This window comes from Mechercharimyces sp. CAU 1602 (assembly GCF_024753565.1).
Lineage (GTDB): Bacteria > Bacillota > Bacilli > Thermoactinomycetales > JANTPT01 > Mechercharimyces.
This window is the reverse complement of the sequence record NZ_JANTPT010000001.1, coordinates 1,435,365-1,459,172: the sequence shown is the minus strand read 5'-3', so window position 1 is coordinate 1,459,172 and position 23,808 is coordinate 1,435,365. Positions and strand designations below refer to the sequence as shown.

The following is a 23,808-nucleotide window of genomic DNA, read 5'->3' as shown; positions in this document are numbered from 1 at the left end:
TAGGTTATAATCTAACCATATTTAGACTAACTGAGAGAATACAACAAACTTGGATTTCAACTAGAGAGGAAGCAGCATAAATGGAAAATATGAGCCTGGAGATTTTACTGTTTCTTATTGCCGCAGGGTTTTTAGCCGCCTTTGTGGATTCGGTCGTGGGGGGTGGTGGGCTCGTGTCTATTCCCGCTTTACTTTTTACCGGTCTGCCGCCATCTCTTGCTTTAGGAACCAATAAGTTAGCGAGTACGATGGGGGCATTAACGAGTACCCTCTCATTCTTAAAATCAGGAAAGATTAATAAAAAATTGGTTCTTATGCTTTTTCCACTGGCTGTGGTCGGCTCTGCAGTCGGTGTTTATGTTGTTCAATTAATCTCTTCTGCAGTTTTAAAGCCATTAATTTTGGTTCTGCTAGTAGGTGTCACTATTTATACAGTGATGAGCAAGCGCTGGGGGAGTGAATCTACCTTTACAGTGATGACGAGGAAACTAGCCATCTTTATCGGCTTGGCAGCAATGATAATCGGATTTTATGATGGTTTTTTGGGGGCCGGAACAGGTTCATTTTTGATTTTTTCTTTTTTGTTACTCGGGTTTGACTTTGTAGAAGCGGCGGGGAATGCAAAGGTTTTAAACTTTGGTAGTAACCTGGCAGCGTTGATCGCTTTTATCTACTTTGATTCGGTTCATTTCGGTTATGGCGTTCCCATGGGGATAGCGATGGTGATAGGAGCAGCGATTGGTTCCAATCTTGCCATTCGAAAGGGTGCGGCATATGTGAAAGCGTTGTTTGTCTCGGTAACAGTCATTTTTATTGGAAAAGGCTTATGGGATTATCTAACAAGCATGTAAAGCGTGAGAGGGTTTAGAATTAAACTCTCCCACGCTAATATTAATCCCAAATGCGGGGGCGCTCTAAACCAGCCATCCGGAGGTATTGTAAAAACTGTCCTGTATGAACAGAATCATGATAAGCAATACGTAATATCATATCGCCGAGGTGACGTTCATAACCTGCGTCTTCACGTTTGATTAGGATACTGTTTAGGTCGCTTTCAGAGAGTGAACGAACATAGGTAAGAAATTCTTGAAAATAAGGTTGTGACAGGGCGATTTCTCCCTCGACAGATTGAATCGGCTGCTGATCAAAGGGAGGGTCGCCCGCATTTATAGGTGAGCCGCCATGAAGCAAGATACGATGATAATTATAACTGGCTCGCCATACATGACGGATCATCTCTCCAAAAGAGAAGGCACCTTGATCAGGTCTCCAGCCAAGCCATTCATCAGGTAACGAGCGCCATAGTTTGTGTGATCTCCTTCTCGTTTCCTCCAGATTCAGTATACATACATCGATAGCATTCATACTCATTCTCCTTTGTTAAGTGGCTATAAGTAAATTGTAGATCAAGTTGATTTAGGGTATCATCGAAATATGAATGTATATCCTGATATTGCTTATATAGCAAAATTAATTGCTGAACCGACACGAGCTATCATCTTGGATTGTTTATTAGACGGGAGATCATTACCAGCCAGTCAACTGGCCTATCATGCGCGCGTTTCACATCCTACAATGAGCTCTCATTTATCTAAATTGGTTGAAGGTAAATTATTGAGAGTGGAAAAGAGGGGGAGGCATCGCTATTATTCTCTCGCGGGAATTGAGATTGCAGAAGTGTTAGAGAAATTGGGGACGATTGCACCACCTGTAGAAATCCGCTCCTTGCATCAATCGGACAAAATGAAAAAAATTTGCTATGCCAGGACATGTTATGACCATCTTGCAGGTGAATTAGGAGTGAAGATTTTCGATTCTCTGTTAGGTCTAAAAAGGATAGAGAGAAGGGAAGAAGAGTACGTTTTGACCCCGGCGGGAACAAAGTGGTGTTTACAGCTCGGGATCCAGTGGGAAGAAGGGCACAAGAGCAGGCGTATATTTTTAAAGCCGTGCTTGGATTGGAGTGAACGTCGTGAACATATGGCAGGATGGTTCGGATGGGCAATAGCTGAACACTGCTTTTCACAAAAGTGGTTGGTTAAATGTGAAAACACTCGAGCAGTAGTGGTGACAGAGAGAGGGAAGATAGAGTTGCAGCGCTTCTTTCATATTGAAACCAACTGACCAAAAGAAGAGAGACCAACCAGCTAGTGATGTGGGGCTGATTGGTCTCTCTTTGAAGAGGTGCTCATCTTAATGAAAGCGGTTTCTATTTTTCTTATGCCTTCTGAAAGCTTTGGAGATACTCCCATACTTGTTCTTCGCTCAGTGGTTTAAAGGAAGGCTTACTAAACTCTTCTTTACAAAGTGCATAGATGGCGCGATTATAGGGAGCCGCCAACTGTTTGCGATCGGCGAGTTGAATCATGTAGCCATTGATAGACTCTAACTCGGAATCTGAGTTGCCACGCACGAGGATATCTTGTCCCATACTACTAATAACCATTTTTTTCATGTTCCTACGAAAGATTCCGTTAGTCAATATTTGTGGAAGTTGTACGGTTGCCTTCATCTTTCGCCACGAAGGCATATCGCCAAGCTGACATTCTTTGTAGCCATTCGCTTGAACAATTTCAATTCCTTCAACGAGAATGTTTGTTAGTATTTTCTTAAAAAGTTTAAAATCAGATATTTCTCTATGTTTATGGCCAACTAGGGTAGTGAAGGAATTGGTTAAGTTGAGTATGATTTTAGAGTGGACAGCATCTTGTAAATGTGTGGTAATGATCGTTTCGACACCTTGATTAAAAAGGGTAGAGACTTCATTCAGCTCGAGTCGTAGGTCATTGGTAGGGGTACCGAGAATGAAAGGTCCCTTATGCTGATAGCCGATGGTGCCGGGCTGATCTAACCATGCGTTATAACCGATTACTCCGTATAGGATGCGCTTAAAGTAGCGTGGAAGAATGTCCTGATTTTCTATCCCATTTTGGAGGGCAACTACAATAGGCTCCCCTTCGATTTTTTCTCTAATAGCTTGACAGACAGCCTCCAAGCTGTAGGTTTTGACGGCGATGATGAGAATATCAATCGCTTCTATCTGTGAAAGATCATCGATGCTGTTTACCCGTACGGTCTGTTTTTCAGCTTCTTTTCCACCCAGATAAGTGGTGATACCATTTGTTTTGATTGCTTCTGCCACAACTCCGCGGTCTAATACATAGGTAGAGGGATGGTGTGGACTGATCCAAGCTGCTAATGTACCTCCGATAGCACCTGCTCCCACGATAACAACATTTTTATTCATAGGTTTAGTCTCTACACTCCTTTATAACGAATGTGATCATTGCGATATGGGTTGATTATATCGCAATGATCACACTCTTGCATTAGACACGAATAAATGAATATAGGAATTTGCAACTTTTGGAGGGAGGTATACGTCAGTAAAGATATGAGGTTAAAATATTTATTTTTCGTGTCCTATTTTCCTGCACACCCTTTTTTAGTAAAGTAGAGAGAGAGGATGACACAACAGTTTCCAACGTATGGTATGAACCAAAATGGATGCGAAGGGGTGTGATTGTGTCTATCACCACTTTATACTTCGGTTTACTATGGGGAGTGATTGTGGGAGTTTTTCTTCCATCTCTTTCATTCATTATGTTACAATCACGAGAGTATGGAGGGGTCTGCCGTCACTGTAATGTTAGTTTGGGGGAGAGTAAACATTTGCTCGTATCGACCCGGTGTGCAAAGTGTGTACATGTTCGATCTCCCAGTGGAGGCATGATCATGATACTAATGGTGGGTAGTAGTATGATGGTCTCTTATTATACAACCTCCATTTATGAATTAGTGATCTCATTATGCTTTGTTACTTTTTTAATGACATGTGTATGTACGGATTGTTGGTCGGGTTTCATTCCTAACCGGCTTACAGCGAGTGGGTTGTTAGTATTAATAAGTGTTCGTCTTCTCTATCCCGAATCTACCTGGGGATCCTATCTACTAGGAATGCTTGCAGGGTTCTGCATCATTGTGATCATTATTGTACTCAGTGATGGAGGAATGGGATGGGGGGATGCGAAAATGATGGGGGTAGCAGGGTTTGCTATTGGATGGCCATCTATCACTGTAGCGATAATGACTGCTGTAATATGCGGAGGGTTGTGGAGTATTTATCTGATGATAGGGAGCGTGCACGAAGCTCCCCGCACTATTCCTTTTGCCCCCCATCTCGCCGCAGGCTCTCTACTTGCTTATATATGGGGAGAGTTTTTGTTGCAAGCTTATTGGCGCTTATTAGTGGGGTAATAGAATGAAAGATAATTTTACGAAAGAAGGAGTATGAGCATGGGGTGGTTTACACGCAACATGCTAGCGATGGAGCTTTCAGATTCGTTGGTTAAAATTGTAGAAGTGAAAGTAAAGAGAAAACGCTTAAAATCTCGGATGATCGAGTATATGGCACACCCATTTCCATCTACATGGATAGATGGGGGCGATTTGCAAGAACGTGAAGCATTCATTCAGACAATGCGTGAAGGGATGAAAGAGAAAAAGTTTCGCACGCGCAAAGCAGTGCTTTCTCTTAATTGTTCGGATGTATATATAGTGAAGCAAAGCATTCCAGAGTTGCGAAACCGACGTTTGCGTAAATGGTTCCAAAATGAAATATTACCAGAATTATCTCTTCCTTTTGATAACCCTACCTTTGATTTTCATCGGATTGGACATGTATGGGAAGATGGTGGTGAGCAGGAAGCGATCTTTGTAATGACATCGAAAGAGAAAGTAGAGCAGTGGGTAGAAGTGGCGGGCTGGTTAGGTTTAGAACCAGTAGGTGTGCAGTTAGCGCCACTAGGTCTTTATCGCTGGTTAGATCTACATATGCAACTGGCGGAAAATGTCATGTTACTGCAGATCGCTAAGACTAGAGTAGAAATAAGTCTGGTCATACAGGGTAATTTGATCGAATGGAAGTCAATCCCTCTTTCGGTGAGCATGGACGATGACCAGATTTATCGTCCACAAATGGATTCGCTTAAACCTGTGGTAAGAGATGAGGAAGAGATCTCAGTTTATGGAGAAAGATTATTGATTCAACTGGAAGAGATAGTGGATGGGTGGAAGGCGAATCATAGTATAGACATAATGGAATGGGTTCTTAGCGGAGAAGGAATTGATTTTTCTCTACTGCAACAATACCTGAATGAACAGGTGGATACAAAGGTATCGGTCAGTCCGTCACCAGAAAATATGATGAGTAAAAGAGTAGCGAAGAAAGCCTCGCAGTGGATCGGACCAACACTGTCGGTCCCGCTGGGATTGGCGCTGGGAAGGAGGAAGCGATAATGAGGATCGATCTAATGCCCCCTATTCCTTTGGCGCGGCGTTGGTATAAGTTATGGATCAGCCTCATCGTCCTCTTCCTAGCTACGATTCTTGTCTTGAGCGGCTGGATTTATTATAAACAAATGGTAGCTATACAAGAAGTAGAGGCGGAGAATAAAGTGATCGAAGCTGACTATAAAGTTGTGCGAGAGATCGTCAATGATGAAGAGATGATTACCAGTGATCCTTCGTATCTCTATGGTGAGCGAGTAGAGCAATTGATGAAAGAGCGCATAGATTGGACAGAAGGTCTTGAATTGATTGATTCTGCCCTTCCATCAGGAGCAAATCTCTTTCAGCTGCAGGTTGTGGAGAATGAATTGAAAGGATGGGCTGCTTTTCATTCCTATTCGGATGCCGCTTCTTTTACAGAGAAGATGAAGTTAAATAATACTGTGACATCTTTCTCTCTTGAGGCAGTTGAGTCAGCAGAAGTGTACAAACATCTAAAATTAGATCCAGAAGATGTGAAAATTGTACGTTTCCACTTTCGTTTTCAACCTTTGATCGATGAGCTTCAGGGAGTATCGACAGAGGGGGAGGGTGAATGATGATGAAGCGCTGGCGTAATCGACATCCACTTTGGTGGAAGTCTAGTGGATTCTTATTCTGCTTTTTTTTCTTTAGTACGCTTGTTGTGCTAGGAGTATCCCTCTTTTTCTTATATGAACAACGAATGGTGCTTGATCAAGCTAAGGATAATTATCACAAGAGGAGTCGTTTCATTCAAACCCACCAAGAGGTGTTGTCAGCTAGCTATAGCGATGCGCCGCAAAAGTTAGGGGAAAGCGAATTGGAACGCTTACAAACTCAGGTGCCCTTAGAGGAGCAAGTATCTTACTTCTTGGTGGAGTTAGAGCAGCGAACAGCAGCAGCTGGTGTGACGATGACAGGTGTTCGGTTTGCAGATTCTCCAGAAGAGCTAGAAGAGATGCGTTTTTCTGCACAAGAAGCAAAAGAAAAGGGTGACAAAAGGACAGAGGATCTCATTCGTCTCCCTCTATTACCCAAGGGGATGAAGGCGCTATGGGCAGATATGTTTATAGAGGCGGATGAGGAAGAGCTAGATGATCTTTTTCAGCAACTACATTATTCTATGGATCGTCTTGTAACGGTAAGAGGTTGGGATTATCTTGTATCCAGTGAAGAAGAAGGTCATGGAAGCATGCGGATTCGCCTCACTTTTTATGTGTACAAAGATGATCAATTACTTGATCTACCTAAGTTAGAATTGCAGGAGATTGAGACGGAAGCGGGAAAAAAGATTGAGGTAGAGGAGAAAGAAAAGCAGATAGAAAGAGATGAGGATAAGAAAGAGAAAAAAGAGAAAGATGTGTCTTCATCTGACCTTGATGTGTCTGCTACCGAGGAAAAAGAGGATTTGACAGATGAAAAAGATGAAGACTAGGGGGCTGTACCCAAGGTACAGCTTCTTTTTTTTGGTTCTAGCTCCTCTATTAAATCATATAGTAATAGAGAATAGCTGATAGAAGGGGAGAGAGGAACAAATGGCTCAACCAAGAGTAACAGTTGGCACGAAGAAAAAACGGGAACAGAAGGAAAGAGAGAGACGACCGATTCAAACACCATCCCCAAAAATAGTGAAGAGAATAGATAATGATAAAAGAGATGTAAAGAAATCTCCTTCATCCGTTTCAAAGCAAAAGAAACCGCCGTTTCCATTGGTATATCAGCAACAAACTGAGGAGGCGGATAGTGTAGAGTGGGGAGGGCCACGACACTCACTTTCGTATCCCAAGAAACAAGCAGTGACACAACGTCCGTTTGTTACGTTACTGCTCGCTGTAGTGAGTGCTATTTTGTTGGGGGTAGTATTAGGTTATTCCATTTTGGTTCTTTTTTTTACTGACTCTTCCTCTTCCTCATCTCAGAGTATCGATGCTCACTTGCAAAATGAGCCTAAGAATATAACAACGGATAAGAAAGAGGCGGGGGGAGCCATGGCCTCACTCCCTACTTTTCAAGTGACGCTATTACAGGCGGGGTCATTTAATGAAGTTGCGGGAGCGCAGGAGAAAGTAGAAGATTATCGCAGTCGTGGACGGGCAGCGGTGATGACGGATCAAAAACCATATCGTATCTATCTGGGGGTTTCAGTGAAGCGTGATGATGCGCTAAAACTTTCAGCATATTATCAGAAAGATGAAGTCGATGTTTATCTAAAGGATTTATCTTTGAAAGGCTCTGCTACGAAAGAGTTGACACAAAAAGTAGAGCCGGTGCTCCTTACTGGAATTGAATTGTTTACGATGTTAGAAGAGGTTACCGTAGCTGGGATGGGGGGGAGAGAGGAAGCGGTTGCGAGCAAATTAGCAGAAGAGAAGTTACAAAAGGGTTATCAATCTCTGATCCAACAACAAGAAGATACTCTTAAGGCATTAAATGAGGAACAGACGGAGTATATGAAGACGATGACACAAGCATTGGATCAAGCGGTTCAGTCCGCTTTTGTATTAAAAAAATCGCCCAGTGAGGCAATCTTATGGCAGATGCAAGAGGGTTTATTACGGTATGCGATTGCTTATAATCAATTTGTCAGCTCTGTGAAGTAATGTGGTAAGTTGCTTGTTTCACACGATGGAAATTGATAAAATGACGCTAGAAGCTCATTTTCTACTCATCTACATGAATGGAGCATCTAGCATACATAAAAATGATCTATTCGTTGTAGATGTTGTGAGAACCTTTATATCTTTGCGAGCAGGAAAACCTCTGGCTTTAGCTGTGGGGATGAAAGCGAGCGTCAGACAAGGGAGGATTCATCCCTCTCGCAAGTCCGACCCACCCCGTATATAATAGTGGCAAAAGGGGCTTTCCTATCCCGCCTGCTCGCGTCAATTGACGCAATTGAAAAAAGAGTTGGAATGGCTAAGGGAAGTGGATTCAACCTTTCTGCAAAGATCCCTTAAGAACCTAGCGGATGCCTTTTCCCGCTACTTCAAAAAGCAAACGGATCGACTGTCACCCTGCTCGGGTATCAAGCCAAGTGGTATGGGAGAAGCGTTGTGAAGGTGGGGAAATCCTATCCTTCGAGTCAGCTATGCTCTTCCTGTGGTTACCGAAACAAAGAGGTGAAGAACCTCAATGTAAGGGAGTGGACTTGTCCAGAATGTCGCGCTCATCATGACCGAGACATTAACGCCTCCCTGAACATTTTGAAAGAAGGACTGCGATTAACTGCGGTCGGGCAGACCGTCTAAGCTTGGAGTCGATCCTATTACTAGACGGGAGCTTCCAAGAATCCCCCGCATACATGCGTGGGGAGTGTCAAATAATTTCGTGGTCATGGGAGCCGCACAACTTAAGGAACACCCACCTACGACTGGAACCTAGAGGGCCTTCAAGGAGGAGCATTGTCAGTGTATGAACACGATCCGATCATGGTGCGTGATCTCCCAATGGAAGAACGTCCGCGTGAGCGTATCTTAGCAATAGGAACGAGTCAAGCCTCCCATGCGGACTTGATTGCGATTCTCTTACGTACCGGCACAACAAATGAATCTGTGCTGAGTCTGGCGGATCGAGTGTTGGTGCAAACGGGAGGAATTCGGGGATTGGCAGAGATGACGCTAGATGAACTGATAGGGATTCATGGGATTGGTCCAGCTAAAGCAGTTCAGCTTTTAGCCGGTGTTGAGTTGGGTCGTCGCATTGCACGTATTCAACCGGAAGAGCGTTATAAAATTCGCTGCCCACACGATGCGGCAGATTATGTGATGGAAGAGATGAGGTATCTTAAGCAGGAGCATTTCGTCTGTTTGTTACTAGATACCAAGCATCAGATATTGGGAAAGAAGACCATTTTCGTAGGAACATTAAATGCATCCATTGTGCACCCGCGTGAAGTTTTTCGAGAAGGGATACGCCGCGGTGTAGCAGCTGTGATCTGTTTGCATAATCATCCTAGTGGTGATCCCACTCCCAGTCGCGAGGATATTCAGATTACACACCGCTTGGCGGAGGCAGGGGAGGTATTGGGAATACCCTTGTTGGACCATGTGGTTATTGGAGATCAAACTTATTATAGTATGAAAGAAAAAGGGATATTATCCTCATAAGGGGTGCCACCCTTTTATTTTTTTGTACGAATCGGCTGAGAGAAGCGTTTGTGGCAGGAAAAAAGGTAGAGATAGAGAATTTATTGGGTGAGACGAGGTGACGCGTATGGGACAAGTGTTAAAACCAGCAGTAGTGATAAAGGGAACAAAAGATGGTCTTCATTTTCTGCTGGATGATTCACGACCTTTCCCTGCGATATTAGAGGAAATCAAATATAAATTAGAGCAAAGTGCCAATTTATGGAACGGACCCGATATGCATGTGATGTTAAAATTAGGTCGACGTCAAATTACGAAGGAAGAAGAAATAGAGCTACGCTCTCTGTTTGCCATTAGAAAAAATTTAATCATCCGCTCGATTGAAGCGATCGGCCGCCCATATCTATTAGAGCCGGGAGCAGGCCTTCACATTTTGACGGGAACAGTGCGTTCTGGTCAGTTATTGCAACATCACGGGGATGTGATGTTACTCGGGGATGTGAACCCTGGGGGAAGCATTAAAGCTGAAGGTAGTATTTATGTTATGGGTGCTTTGAGGGGATTGGCTCATGCAGGAACGATAGGTGATGGAACAAGCATTATTGCCGCCTCACAATTACGACCGACACAATTACGAATTGCCGATGTGATTTCAAGACCCCCAGACCAATGGGAGGATACAGAGACAGGGATGCACTTCGCACATCTGCAGGATCAGCAGATTGCCGTTGATAAGATGCCACAATTGGCTCGATTGCGACCCGACTGGGAATGGAAGGAAAGTCGTTATCGACAATTATGATGAGAGGGAGGGAGGGAATGATGGGAGAAGCGATCGTTATTACGTCTGGCAAAGGTGGTGTAGGTAAATCTACCACGACGGCAAACATCGGGACGGCATTAGCGTTAACGGGCAAAAGCGTCTGTTTGGTAGATACGGATATCGGTCTACGTAATTTAGATGTCTTGATGGGTTTGGAGAATCGGATTATCTACGACCTGGTTGATGTATTAGAGAAAAAATGTACAGCAGAGCAAGCGCTGATTCGGGACAAGCGCTGTGAAAATCTTTACTTGTTGCCGGCGGCACAATCGAAGGACAAGTCGGCGATTACATCTAGCCAATTGCGTTGGCTAAATGGAGAATTAAAAGAACAGTTTGATTATGTACTAGTCGACTGTCCCGCCGGCATTGAAAATGGCTTTAAAAGCGCTGTATCTGGTGTCGACCAAGCGATTGTAGTGGCAACTCCTGAGAATGCCTCTGTGCGAGATGCAGATCGAGTGATCGGGCTACTGGAGAAAGAGTCGATTCAACCTCCAAAGTTGATCATTAATCGTTATCGGGAACATATGGCAAAAGATGGAGGCATGATGAGTGTCGATGAAGTGGTTTCTGTACTTGCCGTTGATCTTTTAGGGGTTGTGCCTGATGATGAGAATATCATTCGAGCTGGTAATGTAGGAGAACCGGTTGTATTAAAAAATGGAAGTGTGTCCGCACGTGCCTATCATAATATCGCGCGCCGGATCCAGGGAGAAACCGTACCTTTACTCATGATGGAGAAACGAAAAAAAATGATGTCCCGTATGAAGCGATGGTTTGGGTTTGCTTGAAAAGAGCGACCATAAATGATCTAAGATAAAAAGTACCCGTTTAAGGGTGCTTTTTTTTATGGTTCCAATGTGAGCGGATGGGAGTGTCTTGCTTCACCTGTTAACCGTAGTAGAGTCCAAGTCATACCTTTATTCGTACAAGCATAAGTTTGTACAAATGAAGGACAGGCAGGTGATAAAGATGAGTGAATTTAAAGAAAGTATTCGAAAACGGAGAGAACAGCGAATTCAACAGATACAACAAGGGCGTCATCATCGTTTTATAGAAGATAAACCAGACCGTGGCTGGGAGTCTACAGGGAAAAGAAATGAGATTGCACCCTGGAATCAAGGGGTGCGTCCGCCAAATCATGGAAGATCAAAAGTATACAAACGGTTCTTTATACAAGTCGTGCTTTCGTCGATGTTGTTTCTATTAACGTATATGATTTTCACTACTTCTACGACTGCGAGTATGCAGGCGCAGATGGCGATTGAGAAGACGATGGAGCGCCCTTTTGACTTTACTGGCGTGGCTAGATGGTATCATGAGAATTTGGAAGGAAATTCTGCGCTAATCCCCGCTTTTTCAGGGGGAGATCAGAAAGAGCAACCACAGGGATTAGCTTGGGGGAAGCCATTAAATGGAGAGATCGAAGTGGTTCGCCCCTTTGCATCTGATGAGCCGATGCTCGTTTTGCGTGCACAATCAATAGAGTCAGTGATTGCAGTTGAAAGAGGGTGGGTCATTTTTGCTGGTGAGAAGGAGGGTTTGGGTAAAACCGTCATTTTACGTCATTTAGATGGACAAGAGACATGGTATGCACATTTAGAAGAGATTGTTGTTGAAGAACGGGATTGGATACAAAAGGAAGAGAAGGTGGGTGTGATAGGGGAAAAGGAGGGTGACTCCCTTCTGTATTTTGGATATCGAAAAGAAGACCAGTTTCAAAACCCATCGGGTGTGATCCCTTTTGAACAATAAATGGCCCTGGTCCAATGTGCGGATACGTATTCACTTTTTATTTTGGGTGGTCATCCTGTCTGCAGTGGTGACGGGTCGATTTCTCGAGATTATCACCTTATTTGTGCTTGTAATTATCCATGAGATGGGTCATATTACGGCGGCGTGGTCATTTGGCTGGCGCGTGGAGTCATTGGAATTACTTCCATTTGGCGGAGTAGCGAAGACAGATGAGTGGGGGACGGTTTCGACTCAAGAAGAGCTAATTGTGGCTTTAGCGGGTCCATTTCACAATGTAATGATGATCTTGGTCGGGTTTATCTTTTATTATGCCAGTTGGTGGTCGGCAGAGTGGACTTCTTACTTTATCTACTGTAATGCTCTCATAGCAGGGTTTAATCTTTTGCCGATTTATCCGTTGGATGGGGGGCGTGTTTTCCAGGGAGTGCTCAGTTATTATCTACCTTATCGCAAATCAATCGTCTATTCGATTCTGATTGGCTTTGCTCTCTCTGTTGCTTTGCTCGGTGTTAGTGTGATGATAGGAGGGATTCATCTCAATTTGCTAGTAATTGCATTATTCCTCGGTCTCTCCAACTGGATGGCATACAGACAAAAGGATTTTCAATTTATCCGTCACTTGATGCACCGCTACAATTGTCGTCGCAGCAAACGAACGCCTTTGGTGTGGGTAGATGTGAAACAAGATGAGAAGTTGCTTTCGGTGGTGAAAAGATGGAAAAAAGAAGGGTATCATTGTATGCGAATTACAGATGGAGACGATCCCGGCAAAGTGACGATACCAGAGGAAGTACTTTTAACACATTATTTTCAAGAGAAAAATCCGCGGGCGACGATGAAAGATTTGATTTTTCTCCGTTAGTGAAGAGATAGTTTTACCTCTGTTTTTTTGACATTTTCCGTGCTATATGCTAAAATTCATTTGTTATTGCTGCTTGATGCTCTCAAGGTATCATAAGCAGTCAACCAGGGGTTACCCGGCAATAACCGCTCAGTCAAGGTTGTAAGAGGAGACAAACTCCCACCTGGAGGCTGGCGAGACTGAAGATGAAGGAGGGACCCGGACGATGTATGCACTGATTCAAACTGGCGGAAAACAGTACCGTGTTCAAGAAGGTGACACACTGTATATTGAAAAATTAACCGCAGACGCAGAAGAATCCGTAGTTTTTGACCATGTATTGCTTGTAAATAAAGATGGTGAAACGACAGTAGGTAGCCCGCTCGTAGAAGGCGCTAAAGTTTCAGCGAAAGTGATCGAGCATGGCAAAGGTAAGAAAATTACGGTATTTAAGTATAAGCCGAAAAAAAATTACAAACGTAAAAAAGGCCATCGCCAACCGTTCACCAAAGTACGGATTGAATCGATTGAGGCTTAATTTGCGATGATACACATTACGGTGTATCGCGATCGTCAGGAGCGTTTACAGCGCGTGTTGGTTACAGGACATGCTGAGTATGCCGAGTACGGAAGTGATATTGTGTGTGCAGCTGTGTCAGCTGTCACCATTGGATTGGCTAATGCGTGCGAGGAGTTGCTGGGGGTTCCTGTTCACCAAGACGATGATGGTGATGGTCATGTCGATTGTCGAATACCGCAAACGGTGGATGAAGAAGTGGTGGATTCTGTTCGATTACTGATGGAGGCGATGGTTTCATCCCTTGTTTCCATTGCAGAATCGTATCCAACATACATTCAACTTTCTAATGAACGATGGTAGGAGGTGGATACCATGCTAAAAATGAATCTTCAATTGTTCGCACAGAAAAAAGGAGTTGGCTCGACAAAGAACGGTCGGGATAGTATCTCCAAACGTCTAGGTGTGAAGCGTGCAGATGGACAAACTGTAACTGCAGGTAGCATTTTGGTTCGTCAGCGCGGAACCAAGATTCACCCAGGTGTGGGTGTAGGTCGCGGTGGTGACGATACGTTATATGCGAAAGCGGACGGTGTTGTACGCTTTGAACGTCTCGGCAGCAAGAAAAAACAAGTGAGCATCTACCCAGTTAGCGTAGAAGCTTAAATGGTAGGATGAATGGAAATCCCCGGTTCGTTTCCGGGGATTTTTTATTAATAGAGAAATTGGGAGGAAGGGAGCGTTTCGATGGGGATAGGGTGGAAAAAATGGACGTATGTGAGTGGTCCAGCTTGGTTCTTCCTCGTTCTTTTTTGTATCAGAGACTGGAACTTGACAGGACAAGCGTTGATTGCGGTCGCATTATTATTCAGTTTTCTCAATGGTGCGTGGCTATTGAGTCGATACATAAGAAATGACCAAGCGGTAAAGCAAGCAGAACAGGCGGTAAATCTTATTCGGAGAATGCGGCATGATTGGATGAATCATGTACAGGTGTTGATGGGATATGCATCTTTAAAGAAGATGGAACGCATTCTTCCCTATCTGCAGCGACTGGCTGGACTTGCGATGGAAGAACGTGAAGTGCGCCGTGCTACCTATCCCCCCTTGGTTCTTTTTCTGATGGGGATGTGTGAGCAATACTCACAATTTCGTTGGAGTGTGGAGATTGACCCTCATTTCCGTCTAACAGAAGAGAAGCAAGGAACGTGGTTACTTGAAGTAATCGAAGAAACGATCTCTTTTTTATCACATTCATCGTCAATCGAGAGCGAGACACCAAGAATTTTCTTGCATATAAAAGAGGTGGCTAAAGGGAGTGGTCAGCTTGTGATTCTCTTCTCACTACATGAGACCAATTTTGCAGAATTGGGCTTGTCGGATGCGGAGTGGAGGAGATTGAGGCAGATATTACGCAGAAAGAAAGCAAAGATGGAAATTATAAACGGGGCAACAGATATTCGTATATGCTCTATTAAGGCGAGAAGTTATGGATAAAATAGATAGAGGCAGGTGAAGTAAATGTTTGTCGATAAGGTAAAGGTATTTGTGCGTGCCGGTTCCGGGGGAAACGGGATGGTAGGCTTTCGGCGAGAAAAATATGTCCCAAACGGCGGTCCTGCAGGTGGTGACGGGGGTCGTGGGGCTGATGTGATATTTCGTGTAGAAGAAGGCTTACGTACATTGATGGATTTTCGCTATCAAAAACACTTTAAAGCTGCACACGGTGAACATGGACGTGGGAAATCCCAGCATGGAAAAGGGGCGGAACCATTGGTTGTGCTCGTTCCACCAGGTACTGTGGTGCGAGATGCAGAGACAGGGGAAAAAGTGGCTGACTTGACGAAACAAGGAGAGCAACGCGTTGTTGCTCGCGGAGGGAAAGGTGGACGAGGAAATATCCACTTTGCGACTCCAAGTAATCCAGCCCCCGAAATATCAGAAAATGGGGAGCCGGGACAAGAACGATGGCTGGAGTTGGAACTGAAATTACTAGCAGATATTGGATTAGTCGGCTACCCGAGTGTGGGTAAATCGACCTTGCTAGCAGCGGTTTCGGCAGCAAAACCGAAGATTGGAGCATATCATTTTACGACGTTGGCTCCCAATTTGGGTGTAGTGGAAGTAGAAGATGGCCGTAGCTTTGTGATGGCAGACCTACCAGGTTTGATCGAAGGAGCTCATGAGGGGATAGGATTGGGCCATCAATTTTTGCGCCATGTGGAGCGAACGAGGGTAATCATCCATGTGATCGATATGTCAGGCATGGAGGGACGCGATCCCTTTGAGGATTATGAGCAGATTAATAAGGAATTACGACTATATAACGAAAAGCTAGCACAGCGACCGCAAATTATCGCCGCAAATAAAATGGATTTGCCGGATGCAGAAGATCAATTGGAATTGTTTCGTGAGCAGATAGGAGAAGATGTATCCATTATCCCGATCTCGTCGGCGACACGACAAGGTTTGCGTGAACTATTATATCGCGCAGCTGATTTATTAGATCAGGCACCACAGATCGAACTGGAAGAAGAGGGTGTGGATCATAAGCTGTATCAGACTCGTCCAGATGAAGATGATTCCTTCACCATTCATCGTGACAATGAAGTATACGTGGTTGAGGGTGAGAAGGTAGAGCGATTGCTTCTGCGTACCAACTTTCATTATTACGATGCACAACTGCGGTTTGCACGAATTTTAAAGAGCATGGGTGTTGATGATGCGCTCCGGGAAAAAGGAGCGCAGGAAGGTGATACGGTTCGTATCGGTGAGATGGAGTTTGAGTTCTACAGTTAAGGAGTAAGGGAGATTGCCGACTGCGGTAATCTCCCTTATTCAAAGTTCAATTTACTCCATTTGTGACCAAAATTATCTCGTGGAGGAACGGTTGTGCCAGACGAAGCAGATTTTCCAAAACGTACATTATCACGCTAGGCACCTCATTTCTTTCTTTTTTCGAAACGTCGCGTAATCTATCAGATCACTCTACCCTCTCATGTATAACATTGGCAAAATTAACGGTGTGGCTTCCCTGAGGGATAACAGATAAATTATGATATAATGACGGCGGGTTGTGAAAGATGGAGCGGCTTAGGTTATCAAATTTGCAAAAGAGAAGGGGTGAAGCGAATGAGTGGGCATGATGAGACGTATTATTTAGTACGGGCGGACTGTTTGCCTGAAGCTTTAAAAAAAACAGCCGAGGTGAAACAGCAACTACTTACTGATGAGACTCTCTCTGTGCAAGAGGCCGTGAATAAGGCAGGAATGAGCCGTAGTTCGTTTTATAAGTATCGCGATGCAATCTTCCCCTTTAATGCCATGATGAAGGAAAAAATCTTAACACTTTCCTTACGGCTGGAGCATCGGTCTGGTTTGTTATCGCAAGTGTTAGCGTCAATCGCACAGGTAGGGGCAAATGTACTTACTATTCATCAGACGATTCCCTTGCAGGGAATGGCAAGCATTGTTTTATCCATGGATACGTCTTCGCTTCATAAAGAAACCATGGAATTCCTCCATATGCTACAACAGATTGACGGCGTGGTACGTGTAGAGTTACTAGGACGAAGTGATCGGTAAAATGGATTTTATGGGTCTTTTTTGCGAAGAAAGGAAGCAAATATTTATCATATGCATACGATAAGGTAAGTGCTTCTATTGAGGAGGGAAAAAAGTGAAAATTCACATTGCAAAAGAGAAGGAAACGATGTGGAAAATTGCTGATAAGTACGATATTTCCGTACAAAAGTTGATGGAAGCTAACCCCAATATAGAGGATCCAGATGAACTTGGAGAAGGAGTAAAAATTCGTGTTCCTAGCGGTAAGGTAAGAATTAATGTAGCACGGGAGAAAGATGAGAATGCCGGGGACGGTTACCCTCAATATCATTCATTCCAACCACAAGGACCAACATTTCCTACTCAACCTTATAGCCAATTACCCCCGATTCCAGATATGCCAATTCCACAACCACCTACTCATTATTATAGTGAGCCCCCAGCACAACCACCGATTCAACCAGCTTACGAAGAAGTCCAATCTTCCGCATTGGCAGGTTCTCCTTACTCGCCTTCTCCTGAGTATGGATATCCCGTACCGCCCTCTGATTGCTGTGGGGATTCTTATTATTCAGCTTCCACATCCAGATGGATGGAACAGCCGTATTCTCCTGTTGCCACACAGCAGTTTCCGATTCCAGGGATGCCGGGGATGCCAGGAATGCCAGGAATGCCAGGAATGCCGGTAGCACCAGGAATGCCAGGAGCACCAGGAGGGTATTCGTGGGGATATGATGGTTTTGGTGCTCAAGGAAGGCCGCCTTGGAACGGGTACTCCGATTATGGCCCAGTGCCGGGCAGGGGAGGAGCCCCTTTCTATGGCGAAATGCCTGGAGGGAATTTTTATGGTAATTATCCGCAAGTTCCTGGAGGATTTGGCGGTTATGGAATGCCCGGGATGGGCTTTGGGGGATATGGCATGGGATACGGAGCGCCGACAATGCCAGCACCCTCATATTATCCAAATAGCACGAACACAGCGAGTATAGCGGGAAACTATGAGGGACATGAGATGAGGCCGTGGGAGAATTCAAATCAATACAGCAGGCAGGATTACAATGGGCAGGAATACAATGGACAGGAATACAATGGACATGGATATAATGGGCAGAGTCAATATGATACTTACGCTGATGAAGCCTATGCAAGGCAAGAGACGGCAGGGGATGAAAGAGAGGAAGTGAGTGAAGTATCGGAAGGAAACCAGCATTTATCCATGTATCCTCAATGGCACCAGGCCCCATCAGCCGAAGAGCATGAGCAAGATGATGGTTCATTCACCTTAGATATTCAGAGTGATTGGGAGAGCAGCTCAACGGTAGATGAGTGGTAGGAAATGGCCAAAGAGGATAGAAAACACTGGGGTAAGATGGTGGGGTCGCCCGTTATACGTGTGCAGCGGTTGGGGTCTTATCGGACCATAATTACGGAAAATGGAAAATGGATGGTTAAGGAGATTCATAGCTTAGATCGAAGTAAGTGGTGGATTAACGTAGATCAGGAGATGCGGAAACGTGGATATCGATGGATGCCTCGGATCGTATCTGATCATGATCGCTGGATACTTACCCATTGGATAGAGGGACGAAAAGCCGATTATCGAAATAAAAGAGATGCAGAAGACTGTATTCGGATGTTAGCGCTTTTTCATCGATTGGGTCAAAAGTTGCCGGTTCATTGGCAGGGGAGAGAGGCAGACTTATTTCATCAGCGCTTAACTCGCCGCTTGAAAAAATTTCACACCGTGGTGATGGAACGTGAAGATGTATCGGGGAAAGCAGGTGAAATTTTAAAAAAGTATGGTCCTTCTCTTTATGTGCAGGGGCTACATGTCTTACACCAATTAGAAGATGTGGGGTTGGCAAAATATACGGCTGCTGCACGAGCGGAAAGGAAAGTAGCACACCGTGATTTGGCTAATCACAATTGGGTGGTGGATAAACGAAGTGTTCCCTGGTTGATTGACTTTGAAACGGCTAGTTATGATTGTCAATTAGGCGATTTGTGGCAGTTCCTGGCACGTGTTATGTCCGAGAATAAGTGGGATGTACATTTTTGGTATCGCTTGCTGAAGATGTACGATGCCATTCATCCTTTGACGAAATATGAAAAGGAAGTGCTCCGTCTATTATTTGCTTTCCCAAATGAGTTTTATCGTGAGATGATCGGTGTAGTCACAATGAAGTCTGGATACAAACCAGAGTATACGCTCCCTTATATAAAGCAGTTGGTAGGTACTTTCCCCCAATGGCGCCACTTTCTCCGTACGGTTGCTAAGTGGTAACGAACTTAAGGCTTGTGGTATGATAAAGATATACTAGAGTTACTTTTGTAGCAGGTAATGCAACTAAACATGATCCATCCTAATCTACGTCAATCATCATAGTACATATCATTTAGCGATGGAAGATGAGGGGTATATATGCGAATAATTGAAGAAATGTTGGAACAGGCTCCTTTTTTGCGTCTTGATGCAAACCAGACAGTAAGCCATCTCTCGAATAAATTGAAACAGGCGATAAAAGCAGCAGGGTTCGATAAAGCGATTGTCGGGTTATCTGGTGGTATTGATTCAGCACTTACGTTATATTTGTCGGTACACGCCTTGGGAAAAGATAATGTAGTTGCTGTCAAGATGCCATATAAACACAGCAGCCCCTCAAGTTTAGAAGATGCGCAGAAAGCCATCGATGCTCTGGGGGTTGAGTCATTAACAGTAGACATTACTCCTCAAATCGATGCGTATTTTAAACGTTTTCCCGACGCGACAGCATTGCGTAAAGGGAACAAAATGGCACGTGAACGTATGAGTATTTTATATGATCTATCGGCACAGCACGATGCGCTCGTGATTGGAACAGGTAACAAATCAGAGATGTTCCTAGGATATGGCACGCAGTTTGGAGATCTCGCCTGTGCAATTAATCCGGTAGCTGATCTCTATAAGACCCAAGTACGCCAGTTGTCAGCACACCTGGGGATTCCAGAGTCTATCATCACTAAAGCACCCAGTGCTGACTTGTGGCAAGATCAAACAGATGAAGGTGAGTTAGGATACACGTACCTTGAAGCTGATGTGCTTTTGCACTATATGGTAGATCGTCGATTTACGCGTGCAGAGCTGATACAACAGGGATTTGCTCCTGAATTTATCGATTCTGTTATTCGTCGGATTCAGCAAAATCACTTTAAGAGACACTTACCGGTGACATTCCCGATCAGCGAACGTAGTATGACGATTGATTATGAGTACCTACGCGGGTTAGGATTGTAACGGCAGGAAAGAGAGTAGTAGTGGATGTTGTTTCCGGCATGGGCTCCATCATTTGTAGTATTGAGATGATGGATAGCCTTCATGCCGGTTTGTTGTTTAGGCAAGGGATAATGAAGAGGACGAGGTGAAACGATCATGGCTGGTCACTCCAAGTGGAAAAATATTCAACATAGGAAAGGTCGTCAAGATGCGATTCGGGGAAAAATATTTGCTAAGTTAGCTCGAGAAATCTATGTTGCTGCACGTATGGGAGGAATAGATCCAGAGACCAATCATTCATTGCGGCTGGCGATCAGTCGGGCGAAAGCAAATAATATGCCGAATGATAATATTGATCGTGCCCTTAAAAAGGCAGCGGGAACGCAGGGTGGACAAGAGTACGAGCGTATCGTATACGAGGGATATTCTCCAGGTGGAGCAGCAGTATTAGTTGAAACCCTGACAGACAATCGTAATCGAACGGCTGCTGATATGCGCCATCTCTTCTCAAAGAGGGGTGGCAATCTGGGGGAAGCAGGATGTGTAGCATGGATGTTTGAACGCAAAGGGCGCTTCACAATTAAACGAGATGAGACGGGGATGGATGAAGAAGAAGTAATGCTATTGGCGATTGAACTGGGAGCTGAAGATGTGGTTACGACAGAGGAGATGTTTGAGATCACAACTTCGCCTGAGCTTTTTTTGGAAGTGAAAAGTGGGCTCGAACAAGCGGATCTAAATTTATATGAGCAGGAAGTTACGATGGTTCCAGAAAGCATGATTTTGCTGTCGGGGGATGAAGCGGTAAAAAGTATAGAATTAATGGAAGCATTAGAAGAGCATGATGACGTACAACAGGTATATGCCAACTTTGATTTGGAGGATGGGGAGCTGGAATAGGTTGAGTGATGTAAGGCAGTTATTACGTGGGGAGAGAGTTCGCCTGGCAGCGATGGAGGAAAAGGATGCTAAGGTTATTGCTAGCTGGTACGATGATCCTCGTTTTTGGAGGTACTACGATGCGATTGCTTACCCCCGCACGGAAGAACAGTGTCGGAGGTGGCTGTTATCGCAACAGGAACAGAATAACGCTTTTTTATTTGCTATCCGCACACAAGCTGAGGATCAACTGATCGGGATGGTGGAATTAAGTGGGATCTTGTGGCCCCATCGAAGTTCGTGGATCGCGATTGGAATCGGTGAGCAAGCGGAACATCATCGTGGCTTAGGAACAGAAGCGCTACAACTTCTGATAGATTTTGCTTTTCAGGAGTGTAATTTGTATCGGTTGCAACTTAATGTATTTTCATATAATAAACGTGCTATAGCATTATATGAAAGATTGGGCTTTCAGCGTGAAGGAACATACCGCGGTTTTATTGAACGAGATGGACAACGCTATGATGCTTATTTATACGGTTTGTTACGTGATGACCGCGAATAAGAATAAAGAGCTGAGAGAAGAAGGATCCTTCTTCTCTCAGCTCTTTTACGTTTAGTTCTTTACAAACTCAGCTCGAATCGATTCCATTCGTTTGCGATTGACGCCCATGTCGGAATAGCCGACACGGGAGGCAGAGCGAAAGTGAATCACTTTGGTATCATCATCAAAGTAAAATTCCAGATCATCTACGTATCGCATCAGGAGGCTGGTTGATTCGACATGGACATATCCCTGCTGGTGAGTAATAATCTCCATTCGTTTCATGGCATGCAAGACTTTGAGCAGTCGTTCTTCCGCCTCTTGCTGTGAGGAGGAATATGGGATTGGTTTGATAGCATGGGAATCCTCCTCTGCTTGGGTAGAAACGCAGTTTGGCTTGTTGGGACATGGTGCAAGTTGCCCATTTTTAACACCCAAGTTCGGAGGGCGTTTTCCTAAGCCTGTCTGATACAGGATTAGCCAACCGATCGCGAGCAGTACGAGGAGAGTGACGATAACAGTAAGCACTTTGTTTCCTCCTCTCATCATTTGATCTCTTTGGCGATATACCCCCACTTGAGTGAGTAGGCGGAGCCAAAGGGATGCCGAATGATCTTCATTACATTGCGGCGAACAACATAAGATTCACCTACATAATATAAGGGAATGACAGCAGAATCCTCTTTGATCAACTTGGTTTCTGCCTTTTTGATTAACTCTACTTGTTTCTCATCTGTACTTTGATAAGCTTGGCCAATCAAGCTATTAAACTCATCACTTTTGTAATGGCCAAAGTTCATTGTGCTGTTGCTCGTCCAAATATCCAAGAAGGTCATCGGGTTGTTATAGAAGGCAAACCACCCGGATAGGGTAAGGTCAAATTCTCCCCGTGCTTCTTTTTCAATCTTTTGTTCACGCGGTAAGGCATTTAGTTGGACTTCTAAACCTAGATTTTTCTTTAGCATTCCTTTGATGCCGACGCACATCTCTTTGCGTTCATCATCATAACAAAGCATCTCAATACGTGTAGGGATATCGTCTGCACGCATATTAAGCTCATTCATCCCTTTTTCTAGATATTCACGAGCTTTTTGGCTTGAATCTTCGGGGATTAGTTTCTCATTTGCAAAGGAGCGGTAGCTTTTACCGTTATACATGGTTACGGTGGGAGGTACAAGTCCATAAGCAGCTTGCGAGCCGTTGGACATGGCAGCGACCAGCTGTTGACGGTCAATGGCATAGCTAATTGCTTTACGGATGTTTGCGTTTTGGAAAAATGGCTTACTGCTATGGTTTACTTGTAAAAACTCAGTAGCAGCAATTTGTGTTGAGTCAAATTCATCGGAATCCTCATATGCTTCAACGAAATCACTGTTTAATCGTGTAACGTCGACTTCGCCGGAGTTAAACTGATTAATTCCTAATGCTGTATCCTTTACTACTTGAATGTCGACACTATCTAGCTGGACATTATCTTTATCCCAATATTGCTCATTCTTTCTCAGTTTAACCACTTGGTTTTCGGAGACATCGGTAAGCGTAAAAGGTCCGTTGTAGATCATCGTTTCTGCACTTTGTCCATATTCTTTTCCGTGCTCTTCTATTATGTCCTGACGCAAGGGTGAAAAAGTAGGTAGAGTAATTCGGCTTAAGAAATCGGAAACGGGCCGCTCTAATTCTACTTGAAATGTTTTATCGTCCAGTGCTTTAATGCCGACATCATCTGCAGTAGCTTTATCTGTGTGGTAATCACGAGCATTTTTGATAGGGAAGAAGACAAAGGCGGTATGTGATCCGATTTTAGGATTTAATGCCCGCTTCCAAGCGTATTCAAAGTCATGTGCGGTAACTTCTTTGCCATCACTCCATTTGCTATCGCGCAATTTAAAAGTATAAGTAAGCTTGTCGACATTGTAGGATTCAGCCATGCCGAGTGTTGGTTTATTATCTTCATCTAAGCGAAGTAAACCCTCAAATGCATTGTTTAAAATGCTTATGGATAAGGTGTCGCGTGCTGTAGAGAGATCCAGATCGGAAATAGCGGCAGGCACGTTGATAACGACATGATCGGGTGAATCGTCTCCTTCACCTTTTTTTCCTTCTTCTTCTCCAAATAATCCACACGCTGTCGTAGTAAACGCAAGTGCGAACACGAGCATAAGTGTGAGAAATTTACGTGAAAACAACATACTATATCCTCCCTAAGTAACATATGAGATAATTCCAGTGCTATT

The 23,808-nt window shown here is 44.2% G+C and carries 28 protein-coding genes, 1 pseudogene and 1 other annotated feature; of the genes and pseudogenes, 25 read left to right on the top strand and 4 right to left on the bottom strand.

Annotated elements, in window-relative coordinates:
* Positions 1-80: 80 nt before the first annotated feature.
* On the top strand, positions 81-851 hold the full coding sequence (locus NXZ84_RS07625) for a TSUP family transporter (RefSeq protein ID WP_258839670.1): 771 nt from the start codon (positions 81-83) through the stop codon (positions 849-851).
* Positions 852-891: 40 nt separating this feature from the next.
* Here NXZ84_RS07625 and NXZ84_RS07620 read toward each other — a convergent pair whose 3' ends face one another.
* Positions 892-1,365, bottom strand: coding sequence for a DinB family protein (locus NXZ84_RS07620; protein WP_258839669.1), 474 nt, complete (start codon positions 1,363-1,365; stop codon positions 892-894).
* Positions 1,366-1,434: 69 nt separating this feature from the next.
* Here NXZ84_RS07620 and NXZ84_RS07615 point away from each other — a divergent pair, with 69 nt between their 5' ends.
* Positions 1,435-2,124: an ArsR/SmtB family transcription factor gene (locus NXZ84_RS07615; RefSeq protein WP_258839668.1), complete on the top strand. Its 690-nt coding sequence runs from the start codon at positions 1,435-1,437 to the stop codon at positions 2,122-2,124.
* Positions 2,125-2,218: 94 nt separating this feature from the next.
* Here the strand turns inward: NXZ84_RS07615 and NXZ84_RS07610 are convergent, their stop codons facing one another.
* On the bottom strand, positions 2,219-3,247 hold the full coding sequence (locus tag NXZ84_RS07610; protein ID WP_258839667.1) for a ketopantoate reductase family protein: 1,029 nt from the start codon (positions 3,245-3,247) through the stop codon (positions 2,219-2,221).
* 488 nt (positions 3,248-3,735) lie between these two features.
* On the opposite strand from NXZ84_RS07610, the gene NXZ84_RS07605 reads away from it, so the two are divergent.
* The 23 genes and pseudogenes from NXZ84_RS07605 to NXZ84_RS07495 all read left to right on the top strand — a co-directional run bounded on the left by NXZ84_RS07605 (position 3,736) and on the right by NXZ84_RS07495 (position 21,595).
* Positions 3,736-4,257 carry a prepilin peptidase gene (locus NXZ84_RS07605; protein WP_258839666.1) on the top strand — a complete coding sequence of 174 codons (522 nt, stop codon included), beginning with the start codon at positions 3,736-3,738 and terminating at the stop codon, positions 4,255-4,257.
* Positions 4,258-4,296: 39 nt separating this feature from the next.
* Positions 4,297-5,298 (top strand): type IV pilus biogenesis protein PilM, encoded by a 1,002-nt coding sequence (gene pilM, locus NXZ84_RS07600; RefSeq protein ID WP_258839665.1) that lies wholly within the window; start codon positions 4,297-4,299, stop codon positions 5,296-5,298.
* Positions 5,298-5,888 (top strand): hypothetical protein, encoded by a 591-nt coding sequence (locus NXZ84_RS07595; RefSeq protein ID WP_258839664.1) that lies wholly within the window; start codon positions 5,298-5,300, stop codon positions 5,886-5,888. Before pilM ends, NXZ84_RS07595 begins: the two co-directional genes overlap by 1 nt.
* Entirely contained in the window at positions 5,888-6,745 is an 858-nt protein-coding gene (locus NXZ84_RS07590; RefSeq protein WP_258839663.1) for a hypothetical protein, read from the top strand. Before NXZ84_RS07595 ends, NXZ84_RS07590 begins: the two co-directional genes overlap by 1 nt.
* Positions 6,746-6,845: 100 nt before the next feature.
* Positions 6,846-7,910 carry a hypothetical protein gene (locus tag NXZ84_RS07585; protein WP_258839662.1) on the top strand — a complete coding sequence of 355 codons (1,065 nt, stop codon included), beginning with the start codon at positions 6,846-6,848 and terminating at the stop codon, positions 7,908-7,910.
* A 253-nt stretch (positions 7,911-8,163) separates the two neighbouring features.
* Positions 8,164-8,313, top strand: a pseudogene (locus tag NXZ84_RS15275) (IS200/IS605 family element RNA-guided endonuclease TnpB); the annotation flags it as partial.
* Positions 8,314-8,363: 50 nt separating this feature from the next.
* A complete protein-coding gene (locus NXZ84_RS15270; protein ID WP_483869632.1) occupies positions 8,364-8,558 on the top strand; it encodes a zinc ribbon domain-containing protein in 195 nt (64 codons plus the stop codon).
* Between the two features lie 180 nt (positions 8,559-8,738).
* Positions 8,739-9,416, top strand: coding sequence for a RadC family protein (radC, locus tag NXZ84_RS07570; RefSeq protein WP_258840361.1), 678 nt, complete (start codon positions 8,739-8,741; stop codon positions 9,414-9,416).
* 106 nt (positions 9,417-9,522) lie between these two features.
* Positions 9,523-10,197, top strand: a complete 675-nt coding sequence (locus NXZ84_RS07565) for a septum site-determining protein MinC (protein ID WP_258839660.1) — start codon at positions 9,523-9,525, stop codon at positions 10,195-10,197.
* 20 nt (positions 10,198-10,217) lie between these two features.
* Positions 10,218-11,012, top strand: a complete 795-nt coding sequence (gene minD, locus NXZ84_RS07560) for a septum site-determining protein MinD (RefSeq protein WP_258839659.1) — start codon at positions 10,218-10,220, stop codon at positions 11,010-11,012.
* Between the two features lie 181 nt (positions 11,013-11,193).
* Entirely contained in the window at positions 11,194-11,976 is a 783-nt protein-coding gene (locus NXZ84_RS07555) for a M23 family metallopeptidase (RefSeq protein ID WP_258839658.1), read from the top strand.
* A complete protein-coding gene (locus tag NXZ84_RS07550) occupies positions 11,966-12,838 on the top strand; it encodes a M50 family metallopeptidase (protein WP_258839657.1) in 873 nt (290 codons plus the stop codon). Before NXZ84_RS07555 ends, NXZ84_RS07550 begins: the two co-directional genes overlap by 11 nt.
* Before the next feature lie 113 nt (positions 12,839-12,951).
* Positions 12,952-13,029, top strand: a sequence feature (ribosomal protein L21 leader region).
* Between the two features lie 14 nt (positions 13,030-13,043).
* Entirely contained in the window at positions 13,044-13,355 is a 312-nt protein-coding gene (rplU, locus tag NXZ84_RS07545) for a 50S ribosomal protein L21 (protein ID WP_258839656.1), read from the top strand.
* A gap of 6 nt (positions 13,356-13,361) precedes the next feature.
* On the top strand, positions 13,362-13,697 hold the full coding sequence (locus NXZ84_RS07540; RefSeq protein ID WP_258839655.1) for a ribosomal-processing cysteine protease Prp: 336 nt from the start codon (positions 13,362-13,364) through the stop codon (positions 13,695-13,697).
* Positions 13,698-13,709: 12 nt separating this feature from the next.
* Positions 13,710-14,000: a 50S ribosomal protein L27 gene (rpmA, locus tag NXZ84_RS07535; RefSeq protein WP_258839654.1), complete on the top strand. Its 291-nt coding sequence runs from the start codon at positions 13,710-13,712 to the stop codon at positions 13,998-14,000.
* Positions 14,001-14,081: 81 nt separating this feature from the next.
* Entirely contained in the window at positions 14,082-14,831 is a 750-nt protein-coding gene (locus NXZ84_RS07530; RefSeq protein ID WP_258839653.1) for a Spo0B domain-containing protein, read from the top strand.
* Positions 14,832-14,855: 24 nt separating this feature from the next.
* Positions 14,856-16,133: a GTPase ObgE gene (gene obgE / locus NXZ84_RS07525; RefSeq protein ID WP_258839652.1), complete on the top strand. Its 1,278-nt coding sequence runs from the start codon at positions 14,856-14,858 to the stop codon at positions 16,131-16,133.
* 333 nt (positions 16,134-16,466) lie between these two features.
* Entirely contained in the window at positions 16,467-16,919 is a 453-nt protein-coding gene (locus tag NXZ84_RS07520) for an ACT domain-containing protein (protein WP_258839651.1), read from the top strand.
* 94 nt (positions 16,920-17,013) lie between these two features.
* Positions 17,014-18,231 carry a LysM peptidoglycan-binding domain-containing protein gene (locus tag NXZ84_RS07515; RefSeq protein WP_258839650.1) on the top strand — a complete coding sequence of 406 codons (1,218 nt, stop codon included), beginning with the start codon at positions 17,014-17,016 and terminating at the stop codon, positions 18,229-18,231.
* Positions 18,232-18,234: 3 nt separating this feature from the next.
* Positions 18,235-19,182 carry a phosphotransferase gene (locus NXZ84_RS07510; RefSeq protein ID WP_258839649.1) on the top strand — a complete coding sequence of 316 codons (948 nt, stop codon included), beginning with the start codon at positions 18,235-18,237 and terminating at the stop codon, positions 19,180-19,182.
* A gap of 138 nt (positions 19,183-19,320) precedes the next feature.
* On the top strand, positions 19,321-20,172 hold the full coding sequence (locus tag NXZ84_RS07505; RefSeq protein ID WP_258839648.1) for an NAD+ synthase: 852 nt from the start codon (positions 19,321-19,323) through the stop codon (positions 20,170-20,172).
* 135 nt (positions 20,173-20,307) lie between these two features.
* Positions 20,308-21,051 carry a YebC/PmpR family DNA-binding transcriptional regulator gene (locus tag NXZ84_RS07500; RefSeq protein WP_258839647.1) on the top strand — a complete coding sequence of 248 codons (744 nt, stop codon included), beginning with the start codon at positions 20,308-20,310 and terminating at the stop codon, positions 21,049-21,051.
* Between the two features lies 1 nt (position 21,052).
* Entirely contained in the window at positions 21,053-21,595 is a 543-nt protein-coding gene (locus tag NXZ84_RS07495) for a GNAT family N-acetyltransferase (RefSeq protein ID WP_258839646.1), read from the top strand.
* A gap of 51 nt (positions 21,596-21,646) precedes the next feature.
* On the opposite strand, the gene NXZ84_RS07490 is transcribed toward NXZ84_RS07495, so the two are convergent.
* Complete coding sequence (locus NXZ84_RS07490) at positions 21,647-22,120, bottom strand: DUF1499 domain-containing protein (RefSeq protein WP_258839645.1); 474 nt, start codon at positions 22,118-22,120, stop codon at positions 21,647-21,649.
* A complete protein-coding gene (locus NXZ84_RS07485; RefSeq protein ID WP_258839644.1) occupies positions 22,120-23,763 on the bottom strand; it encodes a peptide ABC transporter substrate-binding protein in 1,644 nt (547 codons plus the stop codon). Before NXZ84_RS07485 ends, NXZ84_RS07490 begins: the two co-directional genes overlap by 1 nt.
* Positions 23,764-23,808: the final 45 nt, after the last annotated feature.

Coding starts and splice junctions, on each gene's coding strand:
- NXZ84_RS07490 (WP_258839645.1), bottom strand. CDS start 22,120: ATGAGAGGAGGAAACAAAGTGCTTACTGTTATCGTCACTCTCCTCGTA.
- NXZ84_RS07595 (WP_258839664.1), top strand. CDS start 5,298: ATGAGGATCGATCTAATGCCCCCTATTCCTTTGGCGCGGCGTTGGTAT.
- NXZ84_RS07610 (WP_258839667.1), bottom strand. CDS start 3,247: ATGAATAAAAATGTTGTTATCGTGGGAGCAGGTGCTATCGGAGGTACA.
- obgE (WP_258839652.1), top strand. CDS start 14,856: ATGTTTGTCGATAAGGTAAAGGTATTTGTGCGTGCCGGTTCCGGGGGA.
- NXZ84_RS07625 (WP_258839670.1), top strand. CDS start 81: ATGGAAAATATGAGCCTGGAGATTTTACTGTTTCTTATTGCCGCAGGG.
- pilM (WP_258839665.1), top strand. CDS start 4,297: ATGGGGTGGTTTACACGCAACATGCTAGCGATGGAGCTTTCAGATTCG.
- NXZ84_RS07615 (WP_258839668.1), top strand. CDS start 1,435: ATGAATGTATATCCTGATATTGCTTATATAGCAAAATTAATTGCTGAA.
- NXZ84_RS07505 (WP_258839648.1), top strand. CDS start 19,321: ATGCGAATAATTGAAGAAATGTTGGAACAGGCTCCTTTTTTGCGTCTT.
- NXZ84_RS07565 (WP_258839660.1), top strand. CDS start 9,523: ATGGGACAAGTGTTAAAACCAGCAGTAGTGATAAAGGGAACAAAAGAT.
- rplU (WP_258839656.1), top strand. CDS start 13,044: ATGTATGCACTGATTCAAACTGGCGGAAAACAGTACCGTGTTCAAGAA.
- NXZ84_RS07510 (WP_258839649.1), top strand. CDS start 18,235: ATGGCCAAAGAGGATAGAAAACACTGGGGTAAGATGGTGGGGTCGCCC.
- rpmA (WP_258839654.1), top strand. CDS start 13,710: ATGCTAAAAATGAATCTTCAATTGTTCGCACAGAAAAAAGGAGTTGGC.
- NXZ84_RS07520 (WP_258839651.1), top strand. CDS start 16,467: ATGAGTGGGCATGATGAGACGTATTATTTAGTACGGGCGGACTGTTTG.
- NXZ84_RS07590 (WP_258839663.1), top strand. CDS start 5,888: ATGATGAAGCGCTGGCGTAATCGACATCCACTTTGGTGGAAGTCTAGT.
- NXZ84_RS07540 (WP_258839655.1), top strand. CDS start 13,362: ATGATACACATTACGGTGTATCGCGATCGTCAGGAGCGTTTACAGCGC.
- NXZ84_RS07530 (WP_258839653.1), top strand. CDS start 14,082: ATGGGGATAGGGTGGAAAAAATGGACGTATGTGAGTGGTCCAGCTTGG.
- NXZ84_RS07555 (WP_258839658.1), top strand. CDS start 11,194: ATGAGTGAATTTAAAGAAAGTATTCGAAAACGGAGAGAACAGCGAATT.
- NXZ84_RS07605 (WP_258839666.1), top strand. CDS start 3,736: ATGATACTAATGGTGGGTAGTAGTATGATGGTCTCTTATTATACAACC.
- radC (WP_258840361.1), top strand. CDS start 8,739: ATGGTGCGTGATCTCCCAATGGAAGAACGTCCGCGTGAGCGTATCTTA.
- NXZ84_RS07485 (WP_258839644.1), bottom strand. CDS start 23,763: ATGTTGTTTTCACGTAAATTTCTCACACTTATGCTCGTGTTCGCACTT.
- minD (WP_258839659.1), top strand. CDS start 10,218: ATGGGAGAAGCGATCGTTATTACGTCTGGCAAAGGTGGTGTAGGTAAA.
- NXZ84_RS07500 (WP_258839647.1), top strand. CDS start 20,308: ATGGCTGGTCACTCCAAGTGGAAAAATATTCAACATAGGAAAGGTCGT.
- NXZ84_RS07620 (WP_258839669.1), bottom strand. CDS start 1,365: ATGAATGCTATCGATGTATGTATACTGAATCTGGAGGAAACGAGAAGG.
- NXZ84_RS07585 (WP_258839662.1), top strand. CDS start 6,846: ATGGCTCAACCAAGAGTAACAGTTGGCACGAAGAAAAAACGGGAACAG.